Source organism: Amycolatopsis palatopharyngis, assembly GCF_003385185.1.
Lineage (GTDB): Bacteria > Actinomycetota > Actinomycetes > Mycobacteriales > Pseudonocardiaceae > Amycolatopsis > Amycolatopsis palatopharyngis.
This window is the reverse complement of sequence record NZ_PQHZ01000050.1, coordinates 1-19,242: the sequence shown is the minus strand read 5'-3', so window position 1 is coordinate 19,242 and position 19,242 is coordinate 1. Positions and strand designations below refer to the sequence as shown.

Below are 19,242 nucleotides of genomic sequence, written 5' to 3'. Positions count from 1 at the left end.
CACCGGAGCCGTGCAGCAGCCTCGGCACTCTTCCGCACGTCGTGTACGTCGTTGTGATCGTGAACCGCCTTGCCTAACGAACCTCACCCTAAAAGGTGACGCGGCACGGCCGAGCCGTCACGCAGAGGCACGCGGACTACATTCAGCCCGCTAAACGCACTACCTCGGAAACGACGAGAGCCCCCGACCCAGACGGGTCGGGGGCTCTCGAATGCTTGTGCAGGGCCTACCGGAAGTCGCGACCGAAGTCGTAGTCGTCCAGCGGGACCGCAGCACCGGTACCGGTACCGAACACGTCCGGGGTGTAGTAACCGTCGTCGTAGGACGGGATGGCGTACGCCGCCACCCGGGCCTCCTCGGTCGGCTGCACCTGGATGTTGCGGTACTTGTTGATGCCCGTACCAGCCGGGATCAACTTACCGATGATCACGTTCTCCTTCAGACCAACGAGCTTGTCGCTACGGCCGTTGATGGCCGCATCGGTCAGGACTCGCGTGGTCTCCTGGAACGACGCCGCCGACAGCCACGAGTCCGTGGTCAGCGAGGCCTTCGTGATCCCCATCAGCACCGGACGACCGGAGGCGGGCTCGCCGCCCTCGGCAACCGCACCACGGTTGGTCGCCTCGAACTTCGTCCGCTCGGGCAGCTCGCCCGGCAGGAAGTCGGTGGCACCGGAGTCGATGATCGTCACCCGGCGCAGCATCTGCCGGACGATGACCTCGATGTGCTTGTCGTGGATCGACACACCCTGCGCCCGGTACACCTTCTGGACCTCGTCCACCAGGTGCATCTGCGCCTCACGCGGGCCCATCACACGCAGCACCTCGTGCGGGTCCGGAGTACCTTCCAGCAGCTGCGCACCGACGGCGACGTGGTCACCATCGGCGAGCGGGCCGTCCGGTCCGACCGCGAGACGCTGACGCTTCGACAGCTTGTCGAAGACGATCTCCTCGCTACCGTCGTCCGGGATCAGCGTGATCTTCCAGAACCGCTCGCTCTCCTCGATCCGCACGCGGCCGTCGACGTCGGCGATCGGCGCCTTGCCCTTCGGCACCCGAGCCTCGAACAGCTCGGTGACACGGGGCAGACCCGTGGTGATGTCGTCACCGGCGACACCACCCTGGTGGAAGGTACGCATCGTCAGCTGGGTACCCGGCTCACCGATCGACTGCGCGGCGACGATACCGACGGCCTCGCCGACGTCCACCAGCTGACCGGTCGCCATCGAGCGGCCATAGCAGGTGGCACACACGCCGACCGCGGACTCGCAGGTCAGGACGCTGCGGACCTTGACCTTCACGATCCCGCTGGAGATCAGCTTCTCGATCGCCGGGTCGCCGAGGTCGTCACCCGCGTTGAGCACCACGTTCCCGGAGGAGTCCGCGGCGTCCGTGGCGAGGGTGCGTGCGTAGACGCTGGTCTCCACGTGCTGGTCGCGCATCACGCGGCCGTCTGCGGTGACCTCACCGATGATCATGTTGATGCCGCGGCTGGTGCCACAGTCGGTCTCGCGAACGATGACGTCCTGCGACACGTCCACCAGACGACGGGTCAGGTAACCCGAGTCGGCGGTACGCAGCGCGGTGTCGGCCAGACCCTTACGAGCACCGTGCGTGGCGATGAAGTACTCCGCCACCGAAAGGCCCTCACGGAAGTTGGCCTTGATCGGGCGCGGGATGTACTCACCCTTCGGGTTGGACACCAGACCACGCATACCGGCCAGCGACCGGACCTGGGTCATGTTGCCCGCCGCCCCGGACTTCACGATCATCGCGACCGGGTTGTCGTCGGGGAAGGTCGCCTCCATGACCTTGGCGACGTCCTCGGTGGCCTGCGCCCAGACCTTGACGAGCTCGTTGTTGCGCTCGGTGTGCGAGAGCTGACCACGCTGGTAGCGCTTCTCGACCTGGCTCGCCTTGCCCTCGTACTCGTCGAGGATGCCCTGCTTCTCCGGCGGCACGAGAACGTCGGAGATCGCCACCGTGACACCCGAGCGGGTGGCCCAGTAGAACCCGGCGTCCTTGAGACGGTCCAGAGTCTGCGCGACCTGGGTCATCGAGTACCGCTCGGCGAGGTCGTTCACGATCACGGCCTGCCGCTTCTTCGGCATCAGCTCGTTGATGAACGGGTAGTCCGCGGGCAGCAGCTCGTTGAACAGGACCCGGCCGAGAGTGGTCTCGGCAAGCCAGGACTGACCCGGCTCCCAGCCCTTCTCCACCAGCGCGGCCTCGTCGGCCTTCGCCGGCTGCCGGTCGGTCACCCTGATCTTGATCGGGGCGTGCAGGCCGATGACCTTGCGGTCGAAGGCCATGATCGCCTCGGCGGTGGAGGAGAATGCCTGCCCCGCTCCGGGCGCGCTCTCGTCCAGCCTGGTCAGGTGGAACAGACCGGTGACCATGTCCAGTCGCGGCATGGCCAGCGGACGACCCGATGCCGGCGACAGGATGTTGTTCGCCGACAGCATCAGGATGCGGGCCTCGGCCTGCGCCTCCGCGGACAGCGGAAGGTGCACGGCCATCTGGTCACCGTCGAAGTCGGCGTTGAACGCCTCACAGACCAGCGGGTGTAGCTGGATGGCCTTACCCTCCACCAGCTGCGGCTCGAAGGCCTGGATACCGAGGCGGTGCAGCGTCGGCGCACGGTTGAGCATCACCGGGTGGCCGGTGATGACCTCTTCCAGCACGTCCCACACCTGCGGCCGTGAGCGCTCCACCATCCGCTTGGCGGACTTGATGTTCTGCGCGTGGTTCAGGTCGACCAGCCGCTTCATCACGAACGGCTTGAACAGCTCCAGCGCCATGTCCTTCGGCAGACCACACTGGTGCAGCTTCAGCTGCGGTCCGACGATGATGACCGAACGGCCGGAGTAGTCGACGCGCTTACCGAGCAGGTTCTGCCGGAAGCGGCCCTGCTTGCCCTTGAGCAGGTCGGACAGCGACTTCAACGGCCGGTTGCCCGGGCCGGTGACCGGACGGCCGCGGCGGCCGTTGTCGAACAGCGCGTCGACGGCCTCCTGCAGCATCCGCTTCTCGTTGTTGACGATGATCTCGGGCGCGCCGAGATCGATCAGCCGCTTGAGCCGGTTGTTCCGGTTGATCACGCGGCGGTACAGGTCGTTCAGGTCGGAGGTCGCGAAGCGGCCACCGTCGAGCTGCACCATCGGCCGCAGCTCCGGCGGGATCACCGGAACGGCGTCGAGGACCATGCCGCGGGGGTCGTTGCCGGTGGCCTGGAAGGCCGCCACGACCTTGAGCCGCTTCAGCGCACGGAGCTTCTTCTGCCCCTTGCCACTGCGGATCGTCTCGCGCAGGTGCTCGGCCTCGGCGTTGACGTCGAACTCGGTGGCCAGCTTCTGGATGGACTCCGCGCCCATGCCACCGGTGAAGTACTCGCCGTAGCGGTCGATCAGCTCGCGGTAGAGCAGCTCGTCCACGACCAGCTGACGCACGTCGAGCTTGGTGAAGGTCGTCCAGACCTCCTCGAGCCGGTCCAGCTCACGCTGGGCCCGGTCGCGGAGCTGGCGCATCTCCCGCTCGCCGCCCTCCTTGACCTTGCGGCGGACGTCGGACTTGGCGCCCTCGGCCTCCAGCTCGGCCAGGTCGGCCTCGAGTTTCTGCGCCCGCGTCTCGATGTCGGAGTCGCGCTTGGCCTCGATGTTCTTGCGCTCGATGTTGATCTCGTTCTCGAGCGTCGGGAGGTCGTTGTGCCGCAGCTCGGTGTTCACGCTGGTGATGACGTAGGCCGCGAAGTAGATGATCTTTTCGAGATCCTTCGGGGCCAGGTCCAGCAGGTAACCGAGGCGAGACGGAACGCCCTTGAAGTACCAGATGTGGGTGACCGGTGCGGCCAGCTCGATGTGGCCCATCCGCTCACGGCGCACCTTGGCACGAGTCACCTCGACGCCACAGCGCTCACAGATGATGCCCTTGAAGCGCACCCGCTTGTACTTGCCGCAGTAGCACTCCCAGTCCCGGGTCGGACCGAAGATCTTCTCGCAGAAGAGCCCGTCCTTCTCCGGCTTCAGGGTGCGGTAGTTGATCGTCTCCGGCTTCTTCACCTCGCCGAAGGACCACTGTCGAATGTCGTCTGCGGTGGCCAGGCCGATCCGGAGTTCGTCGAAGAAGTTGACGTCCAGCACGTCGTTGCATCCCCTTGGGGTCTGATCGGGGGCCTGGGATCAGTCCCAGGAATCCCTATGGCTAGAGGGGTTGGCTTCCCGGACTGGGCCTGTGGAGACCAGGCCCAGTCCGGGTCGCGCGGTCATTGCACGACGTCGTCCACCGAGGGCGACTCGTTGCGGGACAGGTTGATACCGAGGTTGGCGGCGGCACGCTCGAGGTCCTCGTCATCGGAGTCACGCATCTCGATGGCGGCCCCGTCACTGGAAAGCACCTCGACGTTCAGGCACAGCGACTGCAGTTCCTTCAGCAGCACCTTGAACGACTCGGGAATCCCCGGCGACGGCATGTTGTCGCCCTTGACGATGGCCTCGTACACCTTCACGCGGCCGAGCACGTCGTCGGACTTGATGGTGAGCAGCTCCTGCAGCGTGTATGCCGCGCCGTAGGCCTGCATCGCCCAGCACTCCATCTCACCGAAGCGCTGGCCACCGAACTGTGCCTTACCGCCCAGCGGCTGCTGCGTGATCATCGAGTACGGACCGGTCGAGCGAGCGTGGATCTTGTCGTCCACCATGTGGTGCAGCTTCAGGATGTACATGTAGCCGACCGCGACCGGGTACGGGAACGGCTCACCGGAGCGGCCGTCCATCAGCGTCGCCTTTCCGTTCGGCTGCACCATGCGCTCGCCGTCGCGGTTCGGCTTGGTGGCCCCGAGCAGACCGGTCAGCTCCTGCTCCTTCGCACCGTCGAACACCGGCGTGGCGGTGTTCGTACCCGGCTCGACGTCGTAGAGCTCCTTCGGCAGGGTCTTCGCCCAGTCCGGGTCGCCCTCGACCTTCCAGCCCTGCGAGGCGAGCCAGCCGAGGTGCAGTTCCAGGATCTGGCCGATGTTCATTCGTCGCGGCACACCGTGGGTGTTCAGCACGACGTCGACCGGCGTGCCGTCCTCCATGAACGGCATGTCCTCGGCGGGCAGGATCTTGCCGATGACGCCCTTGTTGCCGTGGCGTCCCGCGAGCTTGTCGCCGTCCTGGATCTTGCTCTTCTTGGCGACGTAGACCCGGACCAGCTCGTTCACGCCGGGGGGCAGCTCGTCGTCGTCCTCGCGGGAGAACACGCGGATGCCGATGACCTTGCCGGTCTCACCGTGCGGCACCTTCAGCGAGGTGTCGCGCACCTCGCGCGCCTTCTCCCCGAAGATCGCCCGCAGCAACCGCTCCTCCGGAGTCAGCTCGGTCTCACCCTTGGGCGTGACCTTGCCGACCAGGATGTCGCCGTCGCGGACCTCGGCACCGATCCGGATGATGCCGCGCTCGTCCAGGTCGGCGAGCACCTCTTCGGAGACGTTCGGGATGTCCCTGGTGATCTCCTCGGCGCCGAGCTTCGTGTCCCGCGCGTCGATCTCGTGCTCCTCGATGTGGATCGAGGTCAGGACGTCGTCCTGGACGAGCCGCTGCGAGATGACGATGGCGTCCTCGTAGTTGTGGCCCTCCCACGGCATGATCGCGACGAGCAGGTTCTTGCCCAGCGCCATCTCACCGTTGTCGGTGGAGGGGCCGTCGGCGATGACCTGCCCCTGCTCGACGCGGTCGCCCTCGTCGACGATCGGGCGGTGGTTGAAGCAGGTGCCCGCGTTGGAGCGGCGGAACTTGTACAGCCCGTAGCTCTTGCGGGTGCCGTCGTCGTGCATGACCGTGATCAGGTCCGCGGACAGCTCCTCGACCACACCGGCCTGCTCGGCGACGAGCACGTCACCGGCGTCGACCGCGGCACGAAGTTCCACACCGGTACCGACCAGCGGCGACGAGTTGCGCAGCAGCGGCACGGCCTGCCGCTGCATGTTCGCGCCCATCAACGCACGGTTGGCGTCGTCGTGCTCCAGGAACGGGATCATCGCGGTGGCGATGGAGACCATCTGCCGCGGCGACACGTCCATGTAGTCGACGTCCTGCGGGTCGATCAGCTCGACCTCGCCACCCTTGCGCCGCGCCATGACGCGGTCCTCGACGAAGTGGCCGTCGTCGTCGATCGGCGCGTTGGCCTGCGCCTTGACGAACCGGTCCTCCTCGTCCGCGGTCAGGTAGTCCACCTGGTCGGTGACCTGGCCGTCGACGACCTTGCGGTACGGCGTCTCGATGAAGCCGAACGGGTTGACCCGCGCGTAGGAACACAGCGAGCCGATCAGGCCGATGTTCGGGCCTTCCGGCGTCTCGATCGGGCACATCCGGCCGTAGTGGCTGGGGTGCACGTCGCGGACGTCCATGCCGGCACGCTCACGGGACAGACCGCCGGGGCCGAGCGCCGAAAGACGGCGCTTGTGGGTCAGCCCGGACAGCGGGTTGTTCTGGTCCATGAACTGCGAGAGCTGGGAGGTACCGAAGAACTCCCGGATCGCCGCGGTGACCGGCCGGATGTTGATCAGGGTCTGCGGCGTGATCGCCTCGACGTCCTGGGTGGTCATCCGCTCGCGGACGACCCGCTCCATCCTGGAGAGGCCGACGCGGATCTGGTTCTGGATCAGCTCGCCGACGGTCCGCAGGCGACGGTTACCGAAGTGGTCGATGTCGTCGGTCTCGACCGGGATCTCCTGATCCCCCGCCGTCATCTTGTCCTCGCCGGCGTGCAGCCGGACCAGGTACTCGATGGTGGTGACGATGTCCTCTTCGGTGAGCGTGCCCGTGTCGTAGGACGTGGACAGCCCGAGCTTCTTGTTCAGCTTGTACCGGCCGACCTTGGCCAGGTCGTAGCGCTTGTCCTTGAAGAACAGGTTCTCCAGAAGGGCCTGAGCGCTCTCCTTGGTGGGCGGTTCCCCTGGACGAAGCTTGCGGTAGATGTCGAGCAGCGCCTCGTCGGTGCCTGCGGTGTGGTCCTTCTCGAGGGTCGCGAGCAGCGTCTCGGAGAACGAGAAACGCTCGCGGATCGCCTCGGTGGTCCAGCCGAGCGCCTTCAGCAGCACGGTGACCGGCTGGCGGCGCTTGCGGTCGATCCGCACGCCGACGGTGTCACGCTTGTCGACGTCGAACTCGAGCCATGCGCCGCGGCTCGGGATCACCTTGACGCTGAAGACGTCCTTGTCGGTCGTCTTGTCGACGTTGGTGTCGAAGTAGACACCGGGCGAGCGGACGAGCTGCGAGACGACGACACGCTCGGTGCCGTTGATCACGAAGGTGCCCTTGTCGGTCATCACGGGGAAGTCCCCCATGAAGACCGTCTGGCTCTTGATCTCGCCGGTGTTGTTGTTGACGAACTCGGCGGTCACGAACAGCGGCGCCGCGTAGGTCATGTCCTTGTCCTTGCACTCCTCGACCGAGGCCTTGACCTCGTCGAAGCGTGGGTCGGAGAAGGAAAGGGACATGGAGCCGGAGAAGTCTTCGATCGGGGAGATCTCGTTGAGTACCTCTTCGAGACCGCCGACCGGGTTCTCCTCGCCTTCCTCGACGCGGCGTTCGAACCACGCCTCGTCGCCGGTGAACCACTCGAACGATCGAACCTGCACGTCCAGCAGGTTCGGGGTACCCAGCGGCTCGCGGATCTTCGCGAAGGAGACACGCTTGGGCGCTCCGGGAATTCCCGTTGACTCTGAGGCGGATACAGCCGAGGTGGTCGCAGCAGTGGCCTGGTTCGCGGGAGAGACTGCCAAGATGCGTCCTTCCGGGGACATAGCGGTTGCGCAGCCGCGTTAGCAACTGATAACACGAACTGTCAGTGTGTTCGAGAAGCTGCTCACAAGCTCGCGCGCAAGCCCGGGTCGTGACAAGCTTCTCTATGCGGTGGTGCCCTCCATCGTAGCTACCACGTTTGGGCAGCCTGAAAGTGGGCAGCGCAAAGAAGCAGTCTAGCTTCAAAGACGGCGTCTGTCGAGGGGGCACGCCAGACGGGGCCCAGCCTCGGTCGTCTCGTCTTTCGGCCCCGCTTCCCGCATGAGCGACGCCGTTGGCAGTAAGCGTGAACCCCCCAGGTCCGCGAGTCAAGCGTCACGCCGTGTTCTGCTCCGGTTGGCGCAGGGTGAGCCTTTCCACACCGGGCCCCGGCGTCCGGGACGAGCTGGTCAGGACGGTCGTCGAGCGGACCGCCAGCGCCGGCCTGCCCCGCACTTTCCCGGGAAAGTGCGAGGTGGCTCGACTACTCCGCTACGCGACCTGACCCGTCAGGGTCGGCCCGGAATTCACTTGCCTTCGGGTGCCTTGCCGCTGTCCTCGGCCGGGGGCGGCTGCGGCAGGTCGTTGTAGGTGTTCAGGCCGGTGATCTTCCAGGAGTCGTCACGGAACTCGGCCTCGACCGAGAGTTGCGAGCCGCCCGCGGAAGTCTGGTTCTGATCGGTCCTGGTGGAGGTCTGGTCCACGAACACGAGCACCTTGGCCCTGTTGTTGTCCAGCATCATCACGCCGCTGCGGGTGACCTTGGTGGTCACCACCATCTTCTGTTCCGGCGCCACCCGCTTGACCTCGGCAAACTGCCTCTCGTACTGCTCACGCACCTCGTCGGTGGCCAGCAGCTCCTTCGCGGCGTTCTCGGTCTTCTCGATGTCGTTGTAGTCGTAGGAGAACAACTGCTCCACCGCCGCGCTGGTCTCCTCCTTGACCTGCGCGGTTCGAGCCACGTCCACCAGCGCGGTATTGCTCGTGGCCGACCGCGCCTCGGCACCTTGGATGCGGAAGAACACCGCGAGCGCTGCGAACAGCACCGCGACCACCAGCAGCCCCGCGACCAGCGGCGTCCGGGATGCGCCCGAGCCGGTCGCGCGGGCCGCGCCGCCGACCTCGGCATCGGTGTCGTCGGTCGTGGCGGGCTCGGTTTCGGCGGGCTCTGCCTGTGCGGCGCCGACCTCTGTTTCGCTCGACGGCTTGGGGACACCTGCGTCCCTGGTCTTGCGACGAGGGCTGGGCTTGGGCCGAGGCCGCGCGGCGTCCGACTCACCGGTCAGCGCGTCCACCTCGGCGGGTGCGGTGACCTGAGCGTCAGTGCTCTCGCTACCGCTCGGGACGTCGATGTTCTCAACGGGGTCGGCCGACGACGTGGACTCAGCCGTCTCTGGCGACGGGGACTCGCTCTCCGGCGCTTCCTGCTCAGCACCGGGACGCGGGCTCGGCCTCGGTGTGTCGACGGGCTTACGCAGACCAGCAACCCTCGGGCGACGTCCTGGACCGGGCTTGGGGGTACGGCGAGACGGTGACAACGGGTACTCCGATCTGCGTGGCTTACTGGGCGCCGCCGACGACGGGGACCTGGCTGAGCCCGGAGACCTTCCAGACCTGCTCGCCGTCCTCCTCGATCCGGTTCATCTGGACCTCGACCCGCATCGGCTTGACGCTGGACTGATCGCCCTGACTGACCTCGACCTGGATGGCGGCGAGGAAGCTCGCCTTGCCCTCGTGCTCGTTGAGTTCCGCCACAGCGAGGTCGAGCACCTTGGTGGTGGCAGTGGTCTTCGCCTCGACCATCGCCTTCTTGTTGGCTTCTCGGCCCGCGTTGATCTGCTCGGCCAGCTCAGGGGTGGACACCGCCGCGGAGCGGTCGAAATACTCGTCCGGTTTCGTGTAGTCCAACTCGGTGAACGCCTGTACAGCGGAGCTGCCGACGCGCACGATGTCCTCGCGGGTGCTGGCGAGGGCGGCGTTGTCGTCCGACGCGGCAACCCACCACAGCACCCCGAAGACTCCGGCGGCGATGACCGCGGCGGTGGCGAGCGCGGCCGAACCGAACACGAGCCGTCGCATGAGCGTCTCGTTCCGCTGGACCTCGTCGGCGCTCTTCTCGTCAGCGGCCTGCTCGGCGGCTGTGCCGGTCCCGCCGTCCGCCCCGGAGTCGGGCTCGACATCCTTAGCGGACTCGGGCCGCTGCTCCTCGGAACTCATAATACTCCAGAGTAGGTTACCGATGTGATGTGAGCGTCAGCCGGGAAGGCCGAGGAGTTCGCCCAGGCTGTTCAGGGTGAGCCCAGGCCCGCCGGAAACGCCGGGCACCCCGCGCATGTACGCCAGGGACTCTGCGGGGCGGTCGGAGTTCGCGGCCACCTGTTGCTCACTCGGCGCCACGGGAACACCGTTGTACGGAGCGTTCTGCGCGCCGCGCACGCTGATCGGGCTGCCTGCGGGCTCGGCACAGTAGGCCTCGTGGTCGGGCTCGCGAGGCGTCGTGTTGTTGCCTGCACGATAATCGCCGGGCGCACCGGAAGCCTCAGCTTCCGCTCTCGGATAACCCTTGACGCAGGCCGGTGGGTCGAAGGAATTCAGTACGAGCCCAAGGTGCGCGGTGCCATCGCCCGGTGCGGGGGTGTGTGCCCCCGCGCTGAGCGCCGGGTAGGTCACGAGCGCCTGTTCCATGCCGTCCAAGCGGGTGACCGTGAGGTTCGACATGGTGAGCAGGTTCGCGATCAGTGCGCCGAGGCCTGGGCCAGACTCCGCGAGCACCTCGCTGAGCTGGGTCGCCACTCGCGGGGTGGTGTCGATCAATCGACGGAAGTCGGCGTCGGACCTCGCGAACGTTTCGCTCAGTTTGTTGAGGTCACGGCTGAAGGACTTGAGCGAGCCGGCGTACTCGTTCTGGGTGTCCAGTACGGTGCCGCCCTGTTCGATCAGGGTCACCGTATGCGACAGGTTCTGCTGGGAAGCCCTGGTGAAATCCCGGGAGGTGTCGAGCAGCACCTGGAGGTCCTCGCCGGTGCCGCTGAAGGCGTCGTAGGACTCGTCCACGACGGTACGCAGCGATTCGATCGGCACGGAGCTGGTGAAACTGTTCATGTCGGCAAGCAGTTCGGCGCTGCTGACCGGGATCGCGGATTTGGCCGCCGGTATCACCGATTCGCGATCCAGGAACGGAGCACCGTCGGTCTGCGGTTGCAGGTCGACGAACTGCTCCCCCACGGCGGACCGGTTGGTGATAACGGCCTTCAGGTCCGCGGGAACCGGCGGCATGCCCGGTTCGATGTCCAGGTCCGCTTCCAACCCGGTCTCGGTGAGCCTGAGCTGGCCCACTCGCCCGATGTTGTAACCGCGGTAGGTGACCTCGGCGTTGGAGAAGATGCCTCCGGACTCCTCGAGCTGCAGTCGCACCGTGTATCCGTCCGCGCCGAACACCCGATCGACCTCGGTGAACCGGATCAGTGCGTACATCACCGACAGGACAGCGATGACCACGAAAGCGACCAGTTGCACCCTCGTCTTGCGCGTCAACATCAGCCAGCACCTCCGGACAGCGTGCCGAAGATTCCCGACAACCCATCCGGCTGCGACCTCTCACCCTCGCCGCCCTGCGGCAGGATCGGCAAGTCGCCAGGCTGCGGTGCTCCAGGTAACGGCAACGGGGGAGGCGAAGCGCCCTCGCCTCCCTCCTCTCCATGGGTTGGATCGGGCAGCGGGCTCTGCCTGCTCCGGCCCAGATTCGCCATGATCTCGGTCAGGTTCAAATCCATGTCCACGTACAAGTTCATGTAGTCGCCCTTGATAGCGGGGACAGCGGCGTCGCTGAACGGGAACGTGAACAGGAGTTCCAGGGCCTTGGGCAGATCCGAACCGGCCTCGCCGAGCTTCTCCAAGGTGGGCAGCAGTGCTTCGAGATTGGCGACCATATCTTCCTTGCTGGCATTGGTCGTCTTCACCGCGACGCTGGAGAGATCGCGCAGTGCCTGCAGCATGGTGACCAACTGGCCGCGCTGTTCCTCCAGAACCTGCAGACCCGGTCCGAGATTGTCGACCGCGTTGGCGATCTGATCACGCTGCCCATTGAGAGTGGAGGACAACCGGTTCAGCCCGTCCAGCGCGCGGGTGATGTCGCTCGACTGGTTGTCCAGGTTCGTGACCAGCTCGTTCGCGTTGCGGAACAATGCCTTGATATCGGCTTCGTTGCCCTCGAAGGCATTGTTCATTTCCTTGGTGATGGTGTTGAGCTGCTCCACGCCGCCACCGTTGAGCAACATCGACAGCGCGCCGAGCACCTCTTCGACGGCGACACTGCGGTCGGTGCGTTCGAGCGGAATCAGCGCGCCGTCGGTGAGCTCTCCGACCCCCTGGTTACCCGGCGGAACCGCCAACTCGACGTACTTCTCGCCGAGCAGACTGGATTGGCGGATGTTGGCAAGGGCATTCGCGGGCAGCCGCACGTCACCGTCGAGCTGCACCGTCACCTCGGCGGTCCAGCCGTCCGGCGCCAACTCGATCTGCTCCACTCGACCGACCGGCACGTTGTTCACCTGCACACCGGCCTGCGGCACCAGATCGAGAACGTCGCGGAATCGCGCTGTGACGGTGTACGGATTGTCACCGATGTCCGCCCCACCGGGCAGCGGGAGGTCGTAGATACCGGTGTACTCACCGCAACCGGCGACCGAGAGCAGCACCGCCCCGGACACCAGTACGGCGATCTTCCTGCGCATACGTGCCATTAATGGCCACCTCCCTGCGACGGCGGGGTGCCGTAGACCTGACCGGCCAAGGGCAGTGGCAGCGGCGGCAATTCGCCGCTCTCCAGCGCCTGAATTGTTTGTGCCACAGATGGCAGCGGCACCGTGCCGTCCAGCAACGGCGCGATGTCCCCGCAGGCATCGCCGATGAGGTCGAGCGCCTCCGGCGTCTGCTGGAGGAAGTTACAGATCATCACGATCGGCGGTTGGGTCAGTTCATTCAGGTTGGACCGCGAGTCCGTGGTACCCGAGGAGGCGTTGTAGGTGTTGGCCACGTTGCCGAGGGCCACCGGCGCGATGTCGAGGATCTCCGCGAGTGCGGCGCGCTGCTCGACGAGGACTCGGGTCACGCTCGCCAGCTTGTCGACATTGGACTTCACGCGACCCCGGTTGTTCTCGATGAACTCCTCCACCGAGGCCAGGGAGGTGCCGAGCTGCTGAACCGTGGCCGCGAGATTCTCTCGCTCCCCTGCCAGGAATCCACTCACGTCGGTCAGTTGCTGCTCGAACTGCCGGATCTGTCCGTCACTGTTGGCCAGGGTCGTGGAGAACTGGCCCAGGTTCTCGACGGTCTTGAACAAGTCTCCGGAGTTGCCGGACAGCGTGCCCGCAGCCTGACTCAACTTGGTGATCGTGTCGTTGAGTGCCTGGCCGTTGCCCTCGAAGTTCTCCGCGAACGTGTCGAGCAAGTCCGACAGTGCACCGTTCTTGTTCGCCTCGTTCGGCCCGAGGGCCTTACTGACCTCGCTCAGGCTGTCGTAAAGGTCGTCGACCTCCAGTGGGACCACGGTGCGGTCCATCGGGATCGACACGCCGTTCGCCAGTTCGGGACCACCGGTGTAAGCGGGGGCGAACTGGACATACCGGTCGCTGACCAGCGACGGTGCCACGATGACGGCGTTGGCGTTCGCCGGGATCTGCACGGCCCGGTCGTACTCCATGTCGACCTTGACCTTGTCACCCATCGGCTCGATGCCCACGACTTCGCCCATCTGGACACCGAGCACGCGCACGTCGTTGCCCTCGTAGAGGCCGACCGTGGTCGGGAAGTAGGCGGTGACGCGCTTGATGCCAGCGTCCTTGAGAGTCCACCACAGCCCGCCCGCGATCACCAATCCGAGCACACAGGCGATAGCGACGCCGCGCGCGAGGGACTGACCGAATCGGGTCTCACTCATTGCGCGTTGCACCCCTCTTCGTTGACCGGGCCCACGGAGGGCAATACGAGGCCGCAGATGTAGTTGTCGAACCAGCGGCCGTTACCGACGACGTTGGTGAACACGCGGACGAAGGGCGCGAACTTCTTGATTCCCTCACCGAGCGCGTCCTGGTTACGCTGCAACATCGCGGTCAGCTGGTCCAGCTGCGCCAGCACCGGGCCCAGCTGCTCGGAGTTGTCGTCCACCAGCCCCTGCAACTCGGTCGCCAACGCCCGACTGCCGTCGAGCATCGCGGTGATCGCCTGCTTGCGCTGAGCCACCTCTTCCAGCAGTTTGCTGCCGTCGTCGATCAACTTGGTCAGCTCGGAGTCGCGGTCCACCAGCGTCTGGCTGACCTGCTTGGTGTTCGCGAGCAGCGTGGCCAGTTGCTGATCACGCTTGGAAATCGTGTCGGAGATCTGCGACAGGCCGGACAGCGCGTCCCGGAATTCGTCCGGGGTGTTGGCCAACGTTGCAGACAGGACGTCGAAGCTCTTCGTCAACTGCTCCGTGTCGATGTCCTCCACGGTCTTCGTCAGCCCGCGGAATGCCTCTACAACGTCGTACGGCGCGGTGGTGCGCTCCAACGGGATGGCGACACCGGGGTCGAGCGTGTGCTGTCCCATCGGATCCAGCGAAAGGTACTTCTGGCCGAGCATTGTCTGGATCTTGATCGAGGCGCTGGTTCGGTCGCCGAGCCACGCGTTCTTGGCCTTGAACGCCACCAGGACCCGGTCGCCTGCCAGCTCGACCGACTCGACGGTTCCCACCTTGACGCCGGCCACCCGGACCGTGTCGTCCTCCTTCAGACCGGCGGCCTCACTGAATTCAGCGGTGTAAGTGGTGCCGCCCCCGATGATCGGCAGATCATCGGAGTTCATCGCGGCGACCAAGCCGAGTACCAGCAGCACGATCCCGATCACAGCGATCGGAACCGGGTTGCGTTTCTGGAACGACTTCATGAGCCACACCGCTCTCGGGTCATCGGCATGAGCGGCAACTCGAACGGCTCCGACATGACACCGGGTACCGTGACGTTCCCGTCTGCTTCACAGAGGAAGAAGTTCAACCAGGAGCCGTAATCCGCGGTTCTGGACAGCGTGGTGACCTTCTCCGGCATGAACTGGATGAAGTGCTCGACGAGGGCCTCGCTGTCGTTGAGGTTCTTGGTCAGCGTGCCCAACGCCGCGATGTCCTGCTTGAGCGGCTGCCGCACGTCGGCCAGCAGGCCGGAGGTGGTGGTGGTCAGCTCCCCCAGCGACTCGATGGCATCACCGATCGGTTTCCGATCCTCGGCAAGGCCGGACATCAGCTGTTGTAGCCGGGTGACCAGGTCGTTCAACTGAGGCGTACGCGCGTTGATCGTGTCCAGCACGGCGTTCAGGTTGTCGATCACCTCGCCGATCACCTGATCCTTCTTGGCGATGGTGCTGGTCAATGACGCGGTGTGCGCGAGAAGGCTCTCAATGGTGCCGCCCTCGCCCTGGAAGACCTGGATCACTTCGAAGGACAGCTTGTTGACGTCGTCCGGGTTCAGCGCCCGGAAGAGCGGCTTGAAGCCGTTGAACAGCTCGGTGAGGTCGAGGGCCGGCCTCGTGTGCTCGAGCGGGATAGTGCCGCCCGGCTCGAGCACCTCGTTCGGATCGCCGCCCTGGCCCTGGCCCAGGGCGATGTAACGCTGCCCGACCAGGTTGCGAAACTTGATCGTCGCGGTCACGCCCGCTGGTAGCTTACGCCCGGAATCCACCTCGAACTCGACCTCCGCCTGCCTGCGGTCGACGATGCGGACGTCCTTGACCTGGCCGACCCGGACGCCGGCGATGCGAACGTCGTCGTTGGGCAGAACCTGCGTCGCGTCGGTGAATCGCGCCGTGTAGGAGTTCGTGTCCTTCAGGTTCACGTTGGCGATGCTGATCCCGAGCACTGCGGTGAAGACCACCGTGACGACGAAGAAGGTGATCAATTTGGTCAGCGGTGCCGCGACTTCCCTCATAGTTCTGCCCTCCTCCGAACTCGGGATCGCGAACCCGTCAACGAACATCCGGCAAGCATGTGGCTCACGAGAAGTTCACCTCCGCTCCGCGGTACAGCGGGCCGACCAGCAGGCCGCTCCAGCCGGGCACATCCTCCGGCGCCACCCCGAGCTGCGGGCCGAGCAGCTGGGCGAGGAATCCGTGCTCGGCCGCCGTGTAGGCGGGGTTGCCCGCAGTGCTTCCGCCACCGTTGTAGCCACCTGCTTCGGCCGCATTGGCCGGCGGATTGAGCCCGTCATTCTGTGATCGCGCGGCCGGCGGGCTCGTGCTGCCGTCCTTGATCGGGCCTTCCGGCGGATGCTGCGGGAAAGGTTGCGGGAAGTCCTTTATGTCGTAGCAGCGTGGTCCGCGCTTGTCGTTGAACTCCGGCTCGTCCCGACCCGGTTCGTACGGACCGCGATTGACGGTGACCTCGATGGTGGCGTGCAGACCAGGCTGGGAGGTGCCCTTGCCCAGCGTCTCGTCGATCTTCGGCAGGACTTCGCTGAGCTGCCTGAGCACGCAGGGATACTCGGGTGCGTATTTCTCCAGCAGCTCCAATGTGGGTCGAGATGTCTCCCCCAGGCTGATGATGTTGTCGGAGTTGGCTTGCAGAAACGCCTGCAGATCCATCGACGCGGTGGTGAGTGAGCCGTACAGAGCCTGCAGGTTCTGCCGCTTCTCGACCAGTGTCCGCGACGTGACCGTAAAGTTGTCCAGCATCTGCACCAGGTCCGGGGCGGCGTCGGCGAAGTTTTCCGAGAAGTCCGCCAGCGCCTGCAGGTTGTGCTGTAATTCCGGCAGGTGCGGATTCAGGTCGCCGAAGTACACCCCGAGCTCGGACATCATCTCGCCGAACGGCTTTCCTCGGCCCTGCAGCGAGGTGGAGATGGCGGTGAGCGTGCTCGACAGCTTTTGCGGTTGCACGGCCTGCAGCACCGGCATCAGCGTCTCGAAAGCTTGCTCCAACTCGATGGCGCTGGACGTTCGATCCTGCGAGATGACGTCACCGTCTCGAATCGGATCCGGGGATGGGCTTTCGGGAATCTGCAGCGCGACGAATCGCTCGCCGAACAGTGTCTTGGGCAGCAGGCGTGCCGAGACGTTCGCCGGGATCAGCTCGGCCGAGGCAGGATCGAGCCGCAACGACATCTCCGCGCCGGTTGGCGTGACCGAGATGTCGTGCACCGAGCCGACGATCAGCCCGCGCACCTTGACGTCGGACCGTTCGATCAGCTGATTACCGAGCGATTCCGCACGGAGTGTGACATTCACGAAGTTACTGAACGACTTGTTGTAGAGCGCGATACTCAGGGCGATTCCACCAACGAGTACGACAATGAGCGCCAGCCCCAGCAGCCGGCGTCGCAGCGTGATCAACGATTCTTTCGTACTCATCCCGCAATCCTCACCGTCGTCGTGGTGCCCCAGATGGCAAAGCCGATGAAGAAGTTCACGACCGCCACGGTCACGATGGTCAATCGCACAGCCCTGCCGACGGCGACCCCGACACCTGCGGGCCCGCCGGACGCCCGGTAGCCGTAGTAACAGTGCGACAAGATGATCAAAACGCTGAATATCAGCACCTTGATGAACGAATAGAACACGTCCTGCGGTGGCAGGAACAGATCAAAGTAATGATCATAGGTGCCCGCGGATTGGCCGTACACATAGATGACGACCAGTCGGGACGCCAGATAGGAACTGAGCAGGCCGATGATGTACAGCGGAATGACCGCGATGAAACCGGCAATGATCCGGGTGGTCACCAGGTAGGGCACGCTCGGCACACCCATCACTTCGAGCGCGTCGATCTCCTCGGAGATCCGCATCGCGCCGAGCTGCGCGGTGAAACCCGCTCCGACAGTCGCGGACAGAGCCAATCCCGCCACCAGCGGCGCGATCTCGCGCGTGTTGAAGAACGCGGTGAGGAACCCGGTGAACGCGGAGGTACCGATCGAGCTCAGCGCCGAGAAGCCCTGAATCCCGACGAGGACGCCGGTGAACAGAGTCAACCCGATCATCACGCCGACCGTGCCGCCGATGACGGCGAGCGAACCGGATCCGAAGCTGACCTCGGCGAGCAGCCGCAGCACTTCCTTCATGTAGCGGCGCAGGGTTTCCGGGATCCACGCGAGCGAGCGGGCGTAGAACGACATCTGGTCGCCGAGGACGTCCAGTGTTTCCAGCGGCCGGTTCACGATGCGCTTCGCGTTCTGGGTGAACGATGCCATTATTCCCTCACCCCAGCTTCGGCGGAACGATTTGGAGGTAGACCAGCGTAATCACGAAGTTCACCACGAACAGCAGCAGGAAGGTGATGACCACCGCCTGGTTCACCGCGTCGCCGACGCCCTTCGGTCCACCGGCGGGATTCAGTCCCCGGTAGGAGGCCACGATCGCGGCGATGAACCCGAATATCAAGGCCTTGATCTCACCTACCCACAGGTCGGGCAACTGGGCGAGAGCCGAGAAACTGGAGAGATAGGCGCCTGGGGTACCGCCCTGCAGGACCACGTTGAAGAAGTAGCCGCCGAGCACGCCGATGACGCTCACCATGCCATTGAGCAGCATCGCGACCAGCATGCAAGCCAGCACCCTAGGCACGATCAGCCGTTGTACGGCGGAGACACCGAGCACTTCCATCGCGTCGATCTCTTCGCGAATGGTTCGTGAACCGATGTCGGCACAGATCGCGGAACCGCCCGCGCCGGCCACCAACAGCGCGGTGACCAGCGGTGCGGCCTGCTGAACGGTGGCCAGGACACTGCCCGCTCCGGTGTAGGACTGGGCACCGAGCTGGCGAGCCAGCGAGCCGAACTGCAGCGAGATGACCGCGCCGAACGGGATCGCCACCAGTGCCGTGGGCAGGATCGTGACGCTGGCGATGAACCAGGACTGCTGGATGAACTCACGCAGCTGGAAGGGGCGCTGGAAGATTCCGCGAATGATGTCGAGACCGAGAGCGAACAGCTTTCCGGTCTCCCGCAGCATTCCGATACCGGGGATCTTGGCCGTCGTGGCCGATGAACTCATCGAAGTCCTCGCCTTGCTGGGTCCTCGCCGCCGGCCGAGGCTGGCGGCCGCCGGGTATCGGTCACGAAGGCCCCTGACCGGGATCCCGCGGACGGATCCGGTGCGAGCTGCCGAATCTGTCCGTGCCGTTGTCCTGTAAGTCGCCACTCTGACCGGGTTCGCGCCAGCCTGAGGTCGGTACGTCGGCGACCTGCTCGGTGGGCAACTGTCCGGTGTGCTGGGTCGGAACGGCGGACCCGGCCTGCTGGTGCGTCTGCTGGCTCGCGCCGACGAGCATGTGCGGGTGCACGCCGTAGTGCTGCTGTTCCTCGGGCGAGAGGGATTCGATGATGCCCTCCTGTGCCGCGGGGGGAAGGGTGTGCAGGATCTTCATGACGCGGTCCTTGCGGCGGTGCGCGCCCATCCGTTCCGGCATGCCAGGGCTCGGTTCGATCTGCGGAACCACGCCGCGCACATCCTCGTTCGGCGAGCCGTCC

General features: G+C 65.4%; 12 protein-coding genes and 1 pseudogene. All 13 read right to left on the bottom strand.

Annotated features, from left to right (window positions below; all coding sequences use genetic code 11):
• Positions 1-226 precede the first annotated feature (226 nt).
• Positions 227-4,138 carry a DNA-directed RNA polymerase subunit beta' gene (locus D0C15_RS27530; RefSeq protein ID WP_116051030.1) on the bottom strand — a complete coding sequence of 1,304 codons (3,912 nt, stop codon included), beginning with the start codon at positions 4,136-4,138 and terminating at the stop codon, positions 227-229.
• Positions 4,139-4,260: 122 nt separating this feature from the next.
• Positions 4,261-7,761, bottom strand: coding sequence for a DNA-directed RNA polymerase subunit beta (rpoB, locus tag D0C15_RS27525; protein WP_116051060.1), 3,501 nt, complete (start codon positions 7,759-7,761; stop codon positions 4,261-4,263).
• Between the two features lie 525 nt (positions 7,762-8,286).
• Entirely contained in the window at positions 8,287-9,297 is a 1,011-nt protein-coding gene (locus D0C15_RS27520) for a hypothetical protein (RefSeq protein ID WP_116051029.1), read from the bottom strand.
• A 22-nt stretch (positions 9,298-9,319) separates the two neighbouring features.
• Positions 9,320-9,976 carry a hypothetical protein gene (locus D0C15_RS27515; RefSeq protein ID WP_116051028.1) on the bottom strand — a complete coding sequence of 219 codons (657 nt, stop codon included), beginning with the start codon at positions 9,974-9,976 and terminating at the stop codon, positions 9,320-9,322.
• A gap of 36 nt (positions 9,977-10,012) precedes the next feature.
• Positions 10,013-11,296 carry an MlaD family protein gene (locus D0C15_RS27510; protein ID WP_116051027.1) on the bottom strand — a complete coding sequence of 428 codons (1,284 nt, stop codon included), beginning with the start codon at positions 11,294-11,296 and terminating at the stop codon, positions 10,013-10,015.
• On the bottom strand, positions 11,296-12,492 hold the full coding sequence (locus D0C15_RS27505; RefSeq protein ID WP_116051059.1) for an MCE family protein: 1,197 nt from the start codon (positions 12,490-12,492) through the stop codon (positions 11,296-11,298). The genes D0C15_RS27510 and D0C15_RS27505 overlap by 1 nt, the downstream gene beginning before the upstream one ends.
• An 8-nt stretch (positions 12,493-12,500) precedes the next feature.
• The gene (locus tag D0C15_RS27500) at positions 12,501-13,697 is read right to left on the bottom strand and encodes an MCE family protein (protein WP_116051026.1); all 1,197 of its coding nucleotides are present in this window, start codon (positions 13,695-13,697) and stop codon (positions 12,501-12,503) included.
• The gene (locus tag D0C15_RS27495) at positions 13,694-14,680 is read right to left on the bottom strand and encodes an MCE family protein (protein ID WP_116051025.1); all 987 of its coding nucleotides are present in this window, start codon (positions 14,678-14,680) and stop codon (positions 13,694-13,696) included. Before D0C15_RS27495 ends, D0C15_RS27500 begins: the two co-directional genes overlap by 4 nt.
• Positions 14,677-15,711 (bottom strand): MCE family protein, encoded by a 1,035-nt coding sequence (locus D0C15_RS27490; RefSeq protein WP_116051058.1) that lies wholly within the window; start codon positions 15,709-15,711, stop codon positions 14,677-14,679. Before D0C15_RS27490 ends, D0C15_RS27495 begins: the two co-directional genes overlap by 4 nt.
• A gap of 64 nt (positions 15,712-15,775) precedes the next feature.
• Positions 15,776-17,128, bottom strand: a complete 1,353-nt coding sequence (locus D0C15_RS27485; protein WP_211323343.1) for an MCE family protein — start codon at positions 17,126-17,128, stop codon at positions 15,776-15,778.
• Positions 17,125-17,964, bottom strand: coding sequence for an MlaE family ABC transporter permease (locus tag D0C15_RS27480; RefSeq protein ID WP_116051024.1), 840 nt, complete (start codon positions 17,962-17,964; stop codon positions 17,125-17,127). The genes D0C15_RS27485 and D0C15_RS27480 overlap by 4 nt, the downstream gene beginning before the upstream one ends.
• 7 nt (positions 17,965-17,971) lie before the next feature.
• Positions 17,972-18,766 carry an MlaE family ABC transporter permease gene (locus D0C15_RS27475; protein WP_116051023.1) on the bottom strand — a complete coding sequence of 265 codons (795 nt, stop codon included), beginning with the start codon at positions 18,764-18,766 and terminating at the stop codon, positions 17,972-17,974.
• A 61-nt stretch (positions 18,767-18,827) separates the two neighbouring features.
• A pseudogene (locus D0C15_RS34805) lies at positions 18,828-19,242 on the bottom strand (ABC transporter ATP-binding protein); the annotation flags it as partial.

Bases quoted from the DNA above. Each gene is read 5' to 3' on its own strand.
- D0C15_RS27515 (WP_116051028.1), bottom strand. From the start codon at position 9,976: ATGAGTTCCGAGGAGCAGCGGCCCGAGTCCGCTAAGGATGTCGAGCCC.
- D0C15_RS27510 (WP_116051027.1), bottom strand. From the start codon at position 11,296: ATGTTGACGCGCAAGACGAGGGTGCAACTGGTCGCTTTCGTGGTCATC.
- D0C15_RS27505 (WP_116051059.1), bottom strand. From the start codon at position 12,492: ATGCGCAGGAAGATCGCCGTACTGGTGTCCGGGGCGGTGCTGCTCTCG.
- D0C15_RS27500 (WP_116051026.1), bottom strand. From the start codon at position 13,697: ATGAGTGAGACCCGATTCGGTCAGTCCCTCGCGCGCGGCGTCGCTATC.
- D0C15_RS27495 (WP_116051025.1), bottom strand. From the start codon at position 14,680: ATGAAGTCGTTCCAGAAACGCAACCCGGTTCCGATCGCTGTGATCGGG.
- D0C15_RS27490 (WP_116051058.1), bottom strand. From the start codon at position 15,711: ATGAGGGAAGTCGCGGCACCGCTGACCAAATTGATCACCTTCTTCGTC.
- D0C15_RS27485 (WP_211323343.1), bottom strand. From the start codon at position 17,128: ATGAGTACGAAAGAATCGTTGATCACGCTGCGACGCCGGCTGCTGGGG.
- D0C15_RS27480 (WP_116051024.1), bottom strand. From the start codon at position 17,964: ATGGCATCGTTCACCCAGAACGCGAAGCGCATCGTGAACCGGCCGCTG.
- D0C15_RS27475 (WP_116051023.1), bottom strand. From the start codon at position 18,766: ATGAGTTCATCGGCCACGACGGCCAAGATCCCCGGTATCGGAATGCTG.